The 13,730-nt window shown below is 68.8% G+C and carries 11 protein-coding genes; 6 read left to right on the forward strand and 5 right to left on the reverse strand.

Annotated elements, in window-relative coordinates:
• Positions 1–22: 22 nt before the first annotated feature.
• The gene (gene ligA / locus H565_RS0109860) at positions 23–2,074 is read right to left on the reverse strand and encodes an NAD-dependent DNA ligase LigA (RefSeq protein ID WP_027460876.1); all 2,052 of its coding nucleotides are present in this window, start codon (positions 2,072–2,074) and stop codon (positions 23–25) included.
• A gap of 298 nt (positions 2,075–2,372) precedes the next feature.
• Here ligA and H565_RS0109865 point away from each other — a divergent pair, with 298 nt between their 5' ends.
• The 5 genes from H565_RS0109865 to H565_RS0109885 all read left to right on the forward strand — a co-directional run bounded on the left by H565_RS0109865 (position 2,373) and on the right by H565_RS0109885 (position 8,581).
• Positions 2,373–3,482 (forward strand): BMP family lipoprotein, encoded by a 1,110-nt coding sequence (locus H565_RS0109865; RefSeq protein ID WP_027460877.1) that lies wholly within the window; start codon positions 2,373–2,375, stop codon positions 3,480–3,482.
• A 217-nt stretch (positions 3,483–3,699) separates the two neighbouring features.
• A complete protein-coding gene (uvrA, locus tag H565_RS0109870; RefSeq protein ID WP_027460878.1) occupies positions 3,700–6,729 on the forward strand; it encodes an excinuclease ABC subunit UvrA in 3,030 nt (1,009 codons plus the stop codon).
• Positions 6,726–7,376, forward strand: coding sequence for a hypothetical protein (locus H565_RS15060; RefSeq protein ID WP_051363535.1), 651 nt, complete (start codon positions 6,726–6,728; stop codon positions 7,374–7,376). Before uvrA ends, H565_RS15060 begins: the two co-directional genes overlap by 4 nt.
• A gap of 65 nt (positions 7,377–7,441) precedes the next feature.
• Positions 7,442–8,134: a DsbA family protein gene (locus H565_RS0109880; protein ID WP_027460879.1), complete on the forward strand. Its 693-nt coding sequence runs from the start codon at positions 7,442–7,444 to the stop codon at positions 8,132–8,134.
• A gap of 6 nt (positions 8,135–8,140) precedes the next feature.
• On the forward strand, positions 8,141–8,581 hold the full coding sequence (locus H565_RS0109885) for a disulfide bond formation protein B (RefSeq protein ID WP_027460880.1): 441 nt from the start codon (positions 8,141–8,143) through the stop codon (positions 8,579–8,581).
• Positions 8,582–8,662: 81 nt separating this feature from the next.
• Here H565_RS0109885 and H565_RS0109890 read toward each other — a convergent pair whose 3' ends face one another.
• Positions 8,663–9,451, reverse strand: a complete 789-nt coding sequence (locus H565_RS0109890) for an SDR family NAD(P)-dependent oxidoreductase (protein ID WP_051363536.1) — start codon at positions 9,449–9,451, stop codon at positions 8,663–8,665.
• A gap of 111 nt (positions 9,452–9,562) precedes the next feature.
• Here H565_RS0109890 and H565_RS0109895 point away from each other — a divergent pair, with 111 nt between their 5' ends.
• A complete protein-coding gene (locus H565_RS0109895; RefSeq protein WP_051363537.1) occupies positions 9,563–10,240 on the forward strand; it encodes an HAD family hydrolase in 678 nt (225 codons plus the stop codon).
• A gap of 58 nt (positions 10,241–10,298) precedes the next feature.
• On the opposite strand, the gene H565_RS0109900 is transcribed toward H565_RS0109895, so the two are convergent.
• The 3 genes from H565_RS0109900 to H565_RS0109910 form a co-directional block, all read right to left on the reverse strand.
• Entirely contained in the window at positions 10,299–11,510 is a 1,212-nt protein-coding gene (locus tag H565_RS0109900; RefSeq protein WP_027460883.1) for a S1C family serine protease, read from the reverse strand.
• A gap of 76 nt (positions 11,511–11,586) precedes the next feature.
• Positions 11,587–13,248: an FAD-binding dehydrogenase gene (locus H565_RS0109905; RefSeq protein ID WP_027460884.1), complete on the reverse strand. Its 1,662-nt coding sequence runs from the start codon at positions 13,246–13,248 to the stop codon at positions 11,587–11,589.
• 79 nt (positions 13,249–13,327) lie between these two features.
• Positions 13,328–13,714: a S1 RNA-binding domain-containing protein gene (locus tag H565_RS0109910; RefSeq protein WP_027460885.1), complete on the reverse strand. Its 387-nt coding sequence runs from the start codon at positions 13,712–13,714 to the stop codon at positions 13,328–13,330.
• Positions 13,715–13,730 lie beyond the last annotated feature (16 nt).

The following is a 13,730-nucleotide window of genomic DNA, read 5'->3' on the forward strand; positions in this document are numbered from 1 at the left end:
CCCAGACGCGACCAGCCACCTGCTACACGCCCCGCTCGGCGAGCAGCGCCCCCAGCCCCGCCTCGTCCAGCACCGGGACGCCCAGTTCCTGCGCCCGCGTGAGCTTGCCCCCCGCCTCCTCACCCGCGACGACGTAGGAGGTCTTTTTCGTCACGCTGCCCGCAACGCGGGCACCCGCCGCCTCCAGCTCGGCCTTGAGCGCCTCGCGGGGACGCGAGAGGGTTCCGGTGAGGACGAAGGTGAGGCCAGCGAGGGGGGCGTCACCGCGCGGGGCCGCCTCCTCCACCGGGGCGACCCCGGCTTCCCGCAAGCGGCGCAGGAGGTCGCGCATCGTCTCGTCTCCGAGGGCGGCGGTGACGCTTTCCGCGAGGACCCCCCCCATGCCGGGCACCGCCTCAATCTGCTCTGGGGTGGCCGCAAGAAGCGCGTCCAGTGTGCCGAAGGCGCGGGCCAATGCCTGCGCCCCGCGCTCGCCGACGTGCGGAATGCCCAGGGCGTGAATCAGGCGCCACAGCGGGCGGGTTTTGCTGGCCTCCAGTTGCTCCAGCACGTTGGCGGCCTTTTTCTCGCCGCTGCGCTCCAGGGCGGCGAGCTGCGCCGCGGTGAGGTGGTAGAAGTCGGCGGCGTCGCGCACCAGCCCGGCGGCGAGGAGTTGCCCAATCAGCTTTTCGCCCAGCCCGCGCACGTCCATCGCCCCCCGGCTCACGAAGTGCCGCAGCCGTTCGAACTGCTGGGCGGGGCAGGCGGGGTTGGGGCAGTAGGTGTTGGCGTCGCCCCCCCCCCGCACCGCCTCATGCCCGCATTCGGGGCAGTGGGTTGGGAAAACATAGGGCTGGGCCTCCGGGGGCCGCTTGTCCAGCACCACCCGCAGAATCTGGGGAATCACCCCGCCCGCCTTGCGCACGACGACGGTGTCGCCAATCCGCAGGTCCAGGTTCCGGATGTAATCCTCGTTGTGGAGGGTGGCGCGGCTGACCGTGCTGCCCTCGATGAGGCGGGGGGCGAGGTGCGCGAGGGGCGCGAGCTTCCCGGTGCGGCCCACGTTGATGACGATGTCTTCGAGCACCGTCTCGACCTCCTCGACCGGGAACTTGTAGGCGACCGCCCAGCGGGGGGCGCGGCTGGTGAAGCCCGCCTCTTCCTGGAGGGCGAGAGAATCGAGCTTGAGCACGGTGCCGTCCGCGTCAAACTCGAACGAGGAGCGCTGCGCCGTCATGCGGCGGTGGTAGTCGGTGGCGGCCCCGATGCCGCGCAAGGTTTCCGCGTGGGCGCTTGTCGGAAAGCCCTGCGCCGCCAGCCACGCGAGCAGCTCGGTCTGGGTGCGCACGGGCACCCCATCGCGCTTGCCCAGGCCGTAGAACACCGCCTTGAGACCGCGTGAGCGAGTCACCTCCGGGTCTTTTTGCCGGAGTGCTCCGGCAGCCCCGTTGCGGGGGTTTTTCAGCAGCGGCAGGCCAAGTTCCTCGGCGCGGGCGTTGTAAGCGGCAAAGTCGGCCCGCGAGAGGTAAACTTCGCCGCGCACCTCCAGCTCGCCCCGCAGCCCCGGCAGCTCGCGGGGAATGCCCGGCACAGTGAGGACCTGCTCGGTGACGAGTTCGCCCACCTGACCGTTGCCCCGCGTGGCGGCCCACTGCAAGACCCCATCCACGTAGTACAGATTCACGCTTAGACCGTCCACCTTGAGTTCGCCCGTGTAGGTGAAATCGTCCATGTCAGGCAGCAGCCCCAGGGCGCGGGCCAGCTTCTCCTGCCACTCGCGCAGCTCGTCGTCATTAAAGGCGTTGTCGAGGCTGGTCATCGGAGTGGGGTGAGTCACCGGCAAGAAGGCCGCGCTCGGTGCCCCGCCGACGGTCTGGGTGGGCGTGCTCTCCCCCACCCATTCGGGGTGCGCTTGCTCCAGCTCGCGCAGGGTGCGAACCATCCGGTCGTATTCGTCGTCGGGAATCTCCGGGTCGTCAAGTTCGTGGTAGGCGCGGGCGTGGCGCTCGACCTCCGCACGCAGGGCCAGGTAGTCGGCCTGGGTCGCCTCGCTGGGGGGGACGCTGGGGGGGGTGCCGGGAGCGGCCTCGGTCATAAAGGGTAGCCTAGAGCATTCGCCGCTGGGGTCTTGCCGCGGGCGCTGAGCACAGGGAGACGCGTCTGCACCGCTCCTGCCGCTCAAGAAAAGGCCAAGCTTGTCCTAAGGGTCCCTCAGGCTACGTTCACCCATCGGAGGGTAGGCGGGGCGGAAAGGTGACCCATCTCCAGGTCTAGACACCCGCTGGATTCCGTATACTCTGGGCTGGGTCCAAGGAGCCGCATGACGCAAGCATCCGCTGAAGGCTGAGGCTGGGTCCCATAGCACTGCACCGTTCCACTCCACCGGAGGAAACATGAAGAAAGTTGTGACCATCGCCCTGGCGGTTGCCGCCACGGCCTCCCTCGCTGCGGCCCAGGGGACCATTCGCGTCGGTATGGTCTACGACGCGGGCGGCAAGTTTGACAAGAGCTTCAACCAGTCCGCCTATGAGGGCGGCGTGCGTGCTCAGAAGAACCTGGGCATTCGCCTGAACGACTTCGAGCCGTCCGACCCCAGCCAGACCATCCAGGGCATCCGCAACTTCGCCAACCAGGGCTTTGACCTCACCATCGGCGTGGGCTTTGCCAACAACGCCAGCATCACCCAGGTCGCCAGGGAAAACCCCGACCTGTACTTCGGCCTGGTTGACGACGTGTCCCCGGCCAAGAATGTCGCCTCGATGGTCTTTGCCGAGCAAGAAGGCAGCTACCTGGTGGGCTACCTCGCCGGGCTGAACTCCTCGACGGGCGTGGTGGGTTTTGTCGGCGGCATGGACATCCCCCTCATCCACAAGTTCGAGGCGGGGTACCGGGCGGGCGTGCTCGCTGCCAACCCCAAGGCCCGCGTCATCGCTCAGTACGTGGGCACCACCCCCGACGCCTGGAACAACCCTGGCCGCGCCAAGGAGATTGCGGCTTCCATGCGCTCGCGTGGGGCCGACATCATCTTCGCGGCGGCGGGCGGCAGCGGCAACGGGGTCATCGACTACGTCAAGCAGACCCAGTGCCTCAAGGCGGCCAACCTGCCTGCGGGCGTGAAGTTTAACAGCAACAACTTCGCCAACGTCCGCAAGAGCGCCTCGTACACCAAGGCCTGCGCGGGCAACACTCGCCCGATGTTCTTCATCGGCGTAGACTCCAACCAGAACTACCTCGGCGACTTTGACGGCAACCCCGCCACGATGAACCACGGCCTGACCTCCATGCTCAAGCGGGTGGACAACGCCGTGTACGCCCTGATTAACGACGTCAAGAATGGCCGCTTCAAGGGTGGCGAGCGCCGCTTCGGTCTCAAGGAAAACGGCGTCGGCTACGCGGTCGACCAGTACAACCGCGCCCTGATTCCCAGCACCCAGATTGCCCGCGTCGAGGCCATCAAGCAGCGCATCATCAAGGGCGAGATTAAGGTTCCCAGCACCCGCTGAGGCTTTTCCCCTCCCTCCTCCTGGGCCGCTTCCTTCCGGGGCGGCCCGGTTCGCTTTGGCCTCTTCCCCCCGCACCTGCCCTGCCCCCTCCCCCGCAAGCAGGTGCTAGAATGGCCCGTTTCAGAGCGAAGGGCAGACCCGTCCTTACGCACGCAGCAGAATCCCCCGGCGGCGCTGGCCCGTGCCGGTAGGCCGCCGCCCCAAAGGAGTTTCCAGCTTGCAAAACCAGCATCTGGTGGTGCGCGGCGCCCGCGAACACAACCTCAAAAACGTCACGGTGGAGCTGCCACGAGACAAGTTCGTGGTCATCACGGGGGTATCGGGCAGCGGCAAAAGCACGCTCGCCTTTGACACCATCTATGCCGAAGGCCAGCGCCGCTACGTGGAAAGCCTTTCGGCCTATGCCCGGCAGTTTCTGGGCCTGATGGACAAGCCCGATGTGGACGGCATCGAAGGGCTGTCCCCGGCCATCTCCATCGACCAGAAGACGACCAGCCACAACCCCCGCAGCACGGTGGGTACCGTGACCGAGATTCACGACTACCTGCGCCTGCTGTATGCGCGGGTGGGCACCCCGTATTGCCCCCTGTGCGGGCGCAAAATCGAGAAGCAGTCGCCGAGCGAAATCACAGCCCGGCTGCTCGCGCAGTTCCCGGACGCCCGCGCCATCTTGCTCGCTCCGGTGGTGCGCGGGCGCAAGGGCGAGTACCGCAAGCTGCTCGCGGACCTGCGGCGTGAGGGCTTTTCACGGGTGCGGGTCGACGGCGTGCTGTACGAGCTGGAGGAAGCCGAGAAGCTCAAGCTGGAAAAGTTCGAGAAGCACGACGTGGACGTGGTTGTCGACCGCCTCACCCTGCGCGAGAGCGACCGGAGCCGGGTCGCGGAGAGCGTGGAACTCGGTTTGAGGCGGGGCGAGGGCCTGCTGCGGGTACTGCTGCCCGAAGCGGGTGAGGGCGGGAGCGCCCACGAGGAACTGTACTCCGAGCGCTTCGCCTGCCCCGAACATGGCAGCGTGCTTGAGGAACTCGAACCACGTTCTTTTTCCTTTAACTCGCCCTACGGGGCTTGCGGCGACTGCGCCGGGCTGGGCCACAAGAACGAGTTCTCGCCCGACCTGGTGGTCGACGAGCACCTGAGCATCGCGGAGGGCGCGATTTTGCCCTGGAGCAAAAAGGGCACGGGGGGCGGCGTCTACTACTGGGACAAGCTCAAGGCGCTTGCCGAGCACCTGGGCTTTGACCTGAAGACCCCCTGGCGCGACCTGCCGGACGCGGCGAAGAAAGCTGTCCTCTACGGCCCCGGCGAGCCGTTCGAGGTGGTGTACCGCCGGGGGGGCAAGGAGACGCTGCGCTTCATGACCGAGTTTGAGGGAGTGTTGCCCAACCTGGAGCGCCGCTACGCCGACACCGAGTCCGAGTACATGCGCGAGAAGCTCGAAGAGTTGATGGAGCTGCGCCCCTGCCCGACCTGCGGCGGCACCCGCTACAAGCCTGAAATCCTGGCCGTGCGGGTGGGCGGCCTGAACATCGCGCAGGCGAGCGGCATGAGCGTGCTGGAGGCCGACGCCTACTTTGGGCGCTTGCAGGAGGGCACGCTGGACCACGACGCCATCGCCCCGCACCTGGGAGAGCACCTCGGCGGCACGGCGCGGGCGCACGCCCCCCGGCGCTACGAGTACGGGCTGGGCGAGTTTGGGGCGGCGGTGGCGGCCCCCATCCTGCGGGCCATTCGCACCCGGCTGAAGTTTTTGGTGGATGTGGGGCTGGATTACCTCAGCCTTGACCGCACCGCGAACACGCTGTCGGGCGGCGAGGCCCAGCGCATCCGGCTGGCGACCCAGGTGGGGTCGGGCCTGACCGGGGTGCTGTACGTGCTCGACGAGCCGTCCATCGGCCTGCATCCCAAGGACAACGGGCGCCTCATTGGGACCCTGAAGAACCTGCGCGACCTGGGCAACACCCTTATCGTCGTCGAGCACGACGAGGACACCATGCTGGAGGCCGACTACCTCGTCGATATGGGGCCGGGCGCGGGCGTGCACGGCGGCGAGATTGTGGCGGTGGGCACGCCGGGCGAGGTGCGCGAGAACCCCGCCAGCCTGACCGGGCAGTACCTGCGCGGCGAACTCAAGATTGAAGTGCCGGCTGTGCGCCGCCGGGGCAATGGCAAAAAGCTGCGGATTGTGGGTGCCCGCGAGCACAACCTCCGGGACGTGACCGTCGAGATTCCGCTGGGCACCATGACGGTTGTGACCGGGCCAAGCGGCTCGGGCAAGTCCACCCTGATTCACGACATCCTGCACGCCACGCTGGCCCGTGAACTCAACCGTGCCAAGACCAATCCGGGCCGCTTTGAGCGCATCGAGGGCATGGAGCACCTCGACAAGGTGATTGAGATTGACCAAAGCCCTATCGGGCGCACGCCCAGAAGCAACCCGGCCACCTACACGGGCGTCTTCACCGAAATCCGCGACCTCTTTACCCGCACGCCCGAAGCGCGGCGGCGCGGGTACCAGTCGGGCCGCTTCTCCTTCAACGTGAAGGGCGGGCGCTGCGAGCATTGCAAGGGCGACGGGGTGATGAAAATCGAGATGAACTTCCTCCCCGACCTCTACGTGCCCTGCGAGGTCTGCAAGGGGGCACGCTACAACCGCGAGACGCTGGAGGTGAAGTATGGCGGCAAGAATATCGCCGAGGTGCTTGACCTGACGGTCGAGGCGGCCCGCGAGTTCTTTGAGGCGATTCCCGCCATCGAGCGCAAAATGAGCCTGCTGTGCGACGTCGGGCTGGGCTACATGAAGATTGGGCAGCCCTCGACGACCCTCTCTGGCGGCGAGGCGCAGCGCATCAAGCTGGCCTCGGAGTTGTCCAAGCGGGCGACGGGCAAGACGATTTACATCCTTGACGAGCCGACGACCGGCCTGCACTTCGAGGATGTCCGCAAACTGCTCGGCGTGCTCGACCGACTCGCCGAGGGCGGCAACACCCTGGTGGTCATCGAGCATAATCTCGATGTGATGAAGTGCGCGGACCACATCATCGACTTGGGACCGGAAGGCGGCGTGCGGGGGGGCACGGTTGTGGCGACGGGCACCCCCGAACAGGTGGCCGCGCACCCCACGAGCCACACCGGAGAGTACCTGCGCCGGGTGCCGGGCATCGTGCCCGCTGGGGGTCAAGCGCCCGCTGACCTCGTCGCGACTGCGCCCGCCCGCAGGGGCCGGGGCAAGAAAGCGGGGGCCGCGTGAGCGGGACGCCCCAGGCTCCGGCGACTCGCCCGGCGCGGGACCGCTCTGGCCTGCGCACGGGGCTGCGGCTCTTGGGCGGTTGGGCGCTGCTGGGGCTGCTCGCCTGGCTGATGTGGACTCCCGGCGCGTGGCCCGCGCTGCTGCTCGCGTGGGTGCTCCTCACCCTGCTCGCCGACGAGTTCGGGGGGTGGTTCGGGTATCTTGGCGTGCTGCTGGGGGGGCTGGCCTTCGTCGCGCCCGCGCCGGAGCCTGCCGGATGGAGCGTCATCGTGCCGCTGGTGGGGGGAGCGCTGCTGGCGGCCCTCCTCGTCAAGCATTCCGGGGGGCCGTTTGTGCTCCCCTTTGCGGCAGCGATGTTTGCCCTGCCGCTCTTGGCGGTGGCCCGCTTCGGCAGCAAGCTGGACGCGGGGCTGACCCTGCCTGAAGACCCCGCCTTTTTGCGCAGCGCCCTGCTGGGGATGGCCGTGGGGCTGGGCGTCAGCCTGCTGCGGCAGGTGACCACAGCGCTGTTGCGGCGGCGAGCGCGAGCGCAGCAACGGCACCGGCAGGGTACAGCGCCCGCCGCTGCGGTCCCCCTGGCCGCCGTGACCTTTGAGTTTCCCGACCCCCCTCCCGCCGACGCACCCGACGCGCCGCGGCCCGGCTGAGCGCTCCACCTCGGCGGGGCCTGGGGCCTGCCGCATCCGGGGGCGAGTTGCTCTAGACTCCAGGGGTGACCCGATTGCAAGGCAACAACCAGAACCGCACGGTGCTGGTGATCGGTACCCTGATCGCCGCCCTTCTCATCGCCCTCGCCGTGTACGCGGTGCGCGGCAACTCTGACAGAGGGAACGGACAGACCGTCAACTTCGACCTGCAGGGCCAACCCATCCTGGGACAAGCGGACGCGCCCGTCACGGTGGTCGTCTTTGAAGACTTTAAGTGCCCCAACTGCAAGCGCTTTGAAGAAGAGTTCTTGCCCCAGATTCGCGCCCAGTACCTCGATACGGGCAAGGCCCGGCTGGTACCCATGAACTTCCCCTTCCTCGCCGAGGCCGCCCGCCTGCCCGAAAACGACAGCAAGTTCGCGGCCCAGGCTGTGGAATGCGCGTTTGTGCAGGGCGGCAGCGAAGCCTATGACGCGCTGTCGAAAATCATTTTCCGGGCGCAGGGACCGGAAAGCCAAGTCTGGGCCTCCAAGTCGCGTCTCAAGGAACTCGCGCAAAACGTCGAGGGCCTCGACCAAGCGCGGTTTTCCACCTGCCTGGACAACGACGAGACCGCCGCTGCCGTGGAGGCAGATACGGCGCAGGCCCGCCGCGCCAACGTGGGGGGCACCCCAACCGTCTTTGTCAATGGCCGGGCGCTGGACAGCTATGACGCGGCGACCGTGGGCCGGGCCATCGACGCGGCATCCCAGAACTGAGGCCCGGTGACCCGCGACAACCGCCTGTACCTCGCCTGGGTCGTCGCGCTGGTCGCGACCCTGGGCAGCTTGTACTTCAGCGAGGTCCGGGGCTTTGCGCCCTGCGTGCTGTGCTGGTACCAGCGGATTGCCATGTATCCGCTCGCGCTGCTCCTGGGGCTGGCGGCCCTGCGCGGCGACTTGGGCATTCGGACCTACGCGCTGCCGCTGGCCGCCGTCGGCTGGCTCATCGCCCTGATTCAGAACCTGGAAGACTGGGGCGTGATTCCGGTCTTGCGGGTGTGCAGCGCCAACAACGCTGTCCCCTGCGACGTGCACTGGCCGGTCTGGGGGGGCGGCTTGGCGGGCCTCAACTCGGTCCTCACCATCCCCGTGTTGGCGATGATAGCCTTCACGCTCATCGTGGTGCTGCTGGGGTGGCGGCGAGGCGAGCAGGAACGGAGCTGACCCACCCCCTTCCCCATGTTCACCGGAGTTCTCAGCGAGGGGCGGAGCATGAGTGGCTTCGCTCCTCGCTTTGGCGTAGGCCTAGACGGGCCGCCCCGCCATCATGAAGCTGGCGGTCATGCCGCCGTCGACGGGCACGATGGCCCCGGTCAGGAAGCTGGCTTCCGCGCTGCCCAGGAAGTACACCGCCTGCGCGACCTCACGCGGCTCGCCCAGCCGCCGCAGGGCATGAAGGTCCTCGTAGTCACGGCGGGTTTGTTGGGGGTCATCCGAGTCGGCGATGGCGGCCAACACGCTTTCGGTGGCGATGGCACCGGGAGCAACTGCATTGACCCGCACACCCCGCGGGGCGAGGTCGAGGCTCATGGCGCGGGTGAGGTTGACCAGCCCGCCCTTGCTCGCGTTGTAGGCGGCATTGTTCTGCTCAGCAAATAGGCCCTGCACCGAGGCCACGTTGACCACGGCACTCCCCGGCGGCATCAGGTCAATCAAAGCCCGCGTCAGCAGCAGCGGGGCCGTGAGGTTCACGCTGAGGGTGCGGCTCCAGCCCCGCTCGCTGACTTCCAGCACGCTGCCGGGCGCGCCCTGAAAGGCCGCGTTGTTGACGAGCACGGCGACCCCGCCCTCATCGCGCGCCACCCGCACGATGCGCTCGCGCCCGGCAGCGGTGCTGACGTCAGCGCGCAGGCGCAGGTGCCCCCGCAGGGCGGGCGGCAAGGTGAGGTCAACCCCCAGGACCCGGTGGCCCCGCTCGGCATACAGTTCGGTGATGGCGCGGCCAATGCCCCGCGCCGCACCGGTGACGACCACCAGTCCGGACGGGGCGGCGGGGAGGTCAGCGGACGAAGAAGCACGGCGAGCACGCGTCATGAGAGCAGTGTGCGGTTCCCCCGCTCTCTGACGCAAGTCTTGCGGCTGGCTCAAGGGACGCTCAAGGAAACCACGAGGCAGCTGGCCCGTCCCCACTCCTAGGCTGGCGCGGTGACCCACCATGACCTGCTGAGTCCGGAACGCTTGCGCGGCGTTCTCCTCGACGTTGACGGCACCCTCGCTGACTCTAACCACGCGCACGCCCGCGCTTGGGCAGCGGCGCTGCGCGATGAGGGGTTTGAGAAGTCGCCGGAAGCCATCTTTCCCCTCATCGGGATGGGCGGTGACAAGCTGGTGCCAGAGCTGACTGGTCTAGACGCCGAGAGCGAGCGGGGCCAGCGGATGACCGAAGGCTGGGTCCGGCACTTTCAGGAGCTGATCCCCGACCTGCGGCCCACCCCCGGCGCCCGCGCCCTGGTCGAGGGCCTGCGGGCACGCGGCCTGCGGGTCGTCCTGGCGACAAGCGGCGAGGCCGAGGTCGTAGACGCCCTCTTGCGGCAGATTGGCCTCGACGACCTGGAGCTAGAGCGCGTCAGCAGCACCGACGTGGAGAACAGCAAGCCCGACCCCGACCTCGTCCAGGCCGGGCTACGCACCCTGGGCCTGCCCGCTGAGGCCACGCTGATGGTGGGCGATACCCCCTACGACGCGGAGGCCGCCCGCAAAGCCGGGGTGCCCTGCGTGCTGCTGCGCTGCGGCGGGCATCCGGGGGTGGAGGAACACGACCCCGTCTATGACCATCCCCAGGCGCTGCTGGAGGCCCTGGACCAGGCGTTTCCGGTGGAGTGAGGACAGTACGGGGAGGGGGCTGGGGCACGGACGCCCCCGGCCCTCTTCCCCCGATGGGTTATTCCCCACTTTCGGGCAGGGCAAAGGCTTGCAGGGGCACCGTCACCTCGCGGGTTTGGCCGCTGCGCCGCACGGTGAGGCGCAGGGTGTCCCCGATTTGCTTGCCTATCACGGCGCGGGGTAGGTCGGCGGCGTCCTCCAGCGGCTGGCCGTCTACGGCGATGATGACGTCGCCATCCAGCACGGCGGAAGCGCTGCTGCCGCGCAATCCGGCCCGCTCGGCGGGGCTGCCGGGATAGACCTGCAGGACCAACGCACCCTGCTGGGGCAGGCCCGCCCGCTGACGCTCCTCGGCGGTGAAGCTCGCCACATCCCGGAAACCCAGGCCCAGGGTGGGCGTCTTGACCTCGCCGCCGCGCTGAAGCTGCGGAAGCAGGCGGCGCACGGTGTCCACCGGAATCGCAAAGCCCACGCCCGCGCTTTGGCCGACGCCCCCGGTCAGAATCTGGGTGTTCACCCCGATGACCTGACCCGCAGAGTCCAGCAGCGGCCCCCCGGAGTTGCCGGGATTGATGGCCGCGTCCGTCTGAATGACGTTTTGCGCGACCCCCTTGGCCCCCACCGGAACGGTGCGCTCCAGGCTGGAGATGATGCCCTCCGAGACGCTGAACTGAAGCCCGAAGGGGGCACCGAGGGCGATGGCCTTGAGGCCCACCTCCAGCCCGTCCATCTGCCCCAGCGGGATGGGCTGGATGGCCCCGGCGGGCAGGCCCTCGGCGCGAATGAGGGCGAGGTCAAAGTCGGGCGCGCGGCCCACCACCTTCGCCCGGTAGGACTCCCGGCGACCATGCAGCCGAATGGTGATTTCGTCGGCTCCCTCCACGACGTGGTTGTTCGTCAGGATGTCGCCCTGCGCGTTTACAAAAAAGCCGCTGCCCGCGCTCTGCTGCGGCCCCTGCTGGGGCAGCTCAAAGCCGAAGCGCTCCTGCAAGTCGCGCCGCAGTTGCGCCTGCGGGCTGGTATCACCGCCCCGGTCGGTGACCTCGATATAGACCACGCCGTCTTGCCGGGCCTTGACGACTTCCACGGTGTTCAGCTCGGACTGGGTGCGGGCGGCCTGGGCGGCGGGGGTGCCGGAGGTCGCCGGGGCCGAGGGGACGGGCACGCTGCGGGTGACCTGAGCGCTGGTGCGTTCAGAGAGTTCAAAGCCCACAAACGTGCCGAGGGCCAGGGTGCCCGTCAGAGCCAGCAGCGAGAGGTTCTTCTTCATGGGGCGAGTCTGCCCCAGGGCGGTTATGCGGCGGTTAAAGGGGCGCGGGGAGGCTGTTATGGGTGAACGGCCCAGCCTACACCGACGCTGCGCTCGCCCGGCCAGCCACCCGCCCGGAAAAGAGGCACCCTCCCAGGAAAGTCCCCTCCAGCGAGCGGTAGCCGTGCATGCCGCCGCCGCCGAAGCCTGCGACCTCGCCCGCCGCGTACAGGCCGGGGATGGGGTCGCCGCCAGGCCGCAGCACCCGGCCCTGGAGGTCAGTCTCCAGGCCGCCCAGCGTCTTACGGGTCAGGATGTTCATGCGGACAGCGACGAGGGGGCCATGGGCGGGGTCGAGGAGCGGTGCGGGCGGGGCCACCCGCAAGAGCCGCTCGCCGACGAGTGCCCGCGCCCCCCGCACCAGCGCGAGCTGCGGGTCCTTGCCCGCCCGGTTGGCCACCTGGAGGTCTCGCTCGCGCACCTCGCGCTCGACGGTGGCGAGGTCGACGAGGTCCGTTCCGGTGAGGCGGTTCATGCCCGCGACGAGGCCGGGCAGGTCGGGGGCGGTCACGAAATCCTCGCCGTGGTCGAGAAAAGCCTGCACCGGAGCTTGCACCGCCCGCCCCACCCGGCCCAGGGTGCGCCGCAGGTCGCGGCCCGTCAGGTCGGGGTTTTGCTCGGAGCCGGAGAGGGCGAACTCCTTTTTGAGGATGGTCCGGTTGAGCAAAAACCAGGTGTAGGGGTAGCCCTGGCGGGTGATGTACGACAGCGTGCCCAGCGTGTCCGCGCCGGGGAAGTGCGGGTGCGGCAGCCGCCGCCCGGTCGGGTCCAGCCACAGGCTGCTCGGCCCCGGCAACACCCGGATGCCGTGCCCCGGCCAGACCGGGTTCCAGTTGCGCAGCCCCTCGGTGTAGTGCCACATGCGGTCAGGGTGAATCAGGCTGGCCCCCTGGGCGGCGACCTGGGCCTGCAACTCGCCGTCGACATGCTGGGGCACCCCGCTGAGGAGGAAAGCCGGGGGCGGTCCCAGCCTCGCTGCCGGCCAGTTGCGCCGCACCCTGGCGAGGTTGCCCCCCAGCCCCCCGGAGGTCACGATGACCGCGCCCGCCCGCAAGGCGAAGTCGTCCACGACGACGCGGGAACTCGCCTCGCCCCGGCCCACGTCCGACGGCTCCAGCACGTCGCCGCGCACGCCGACCACCGCGCCGCCCTCTTCCATCAGGCCGCGCACCCGATGACGAAAGCGCATCTGGACGCGTCCTGCCGCCGCGTGCGCCTGCACCCGCCGCACGAACGGCTCCAGCACACCCGGCCCGGTGCCCCAGGTGATGTGAAAGCGCGGCACCGAGTTGCCGGGGCCGCCCGCCCCCTGAAAGCCGCGCTCGGCCCAGCCCACCGCCGGGAAGAAGCGCAGGCCCATCCCCGTCAGCCAACTCCGCTTTTCGCCCGCTGCGAAGTCCACGTAGGCCTCGGCCCAGGCCCTGGGCCAGTGGTCTTCGGGGCGGTCAAAGCCCGCCGTGCCCAGCCAGTCGGTCCAGGCCAGCTCGCGCGAGTCGCGGATGCCCAGCCGCCGCTGCTCAGGCGAGTCCACCAGAAAGAGGCCCCCAAAGGACCAGTAGGCCTGTCCGCCAAGGTTCTGTTCGCCCTCCTGGTCGAGCAGCAGCACCCGCCGCCCGGCATCGGCAGCTTCGGCGGCGGCCACCAGCCCGGCGAGGCCCGCCCCCACCACGATGAGGTCCGCTGGCGTCTCTTGGGTCATCTGGGTACCTCCTGCAAAGGAAAAACACCCGGCGTGCGGGGAAGCGCGGCGGGTGTTCGGAGGGGAAGCGGCAGGGGGGCTACTTGCGGCGCTTGCCGCCAGGCGCGCCGCGCTTGCCGCCGCCCCCCGTGGTGCGCTCCTTGGCGTCCCGCATAAAGGAGCGCAGCTTGGCCTCGAACTGCGGGCTTTGGCGACCGATGGCGCGGGGGCGGGGCAGCTCCTCCGGTTCTTCCAACAGCTCCTTGATGGACAGGTCGAGGCGGCCCCGCTCATCGCGGCCCAGCACCTTGACCTCAATCGTCTCGCCTTCGCGGACGTGGTCGTGGATGTTGCGAACGAAGGAGTGGGCGATTTGCGAGATATGGACCAGCCCCGTCTCACCGTTCTCGAACTGGATGAACGCCCCGAAGTCGGTCACGCGCGTGACGCGGCCCTCAACGACCGCGCCGGGATCAAGCTGCACCAAGGGTGCCCTCCAAAAT

It is taken from the genome of Deinococcus murrayi DSM 11303 (genome assembly GCF_000482805.1).
In the GTDB taxonomy this organism is placed as follows: domain Bacteria; phylum Deinococcota; class Deinococci; order Deinococcales; family Deinococcaceae; genus Deinococcus; species Deinococcus murrayi.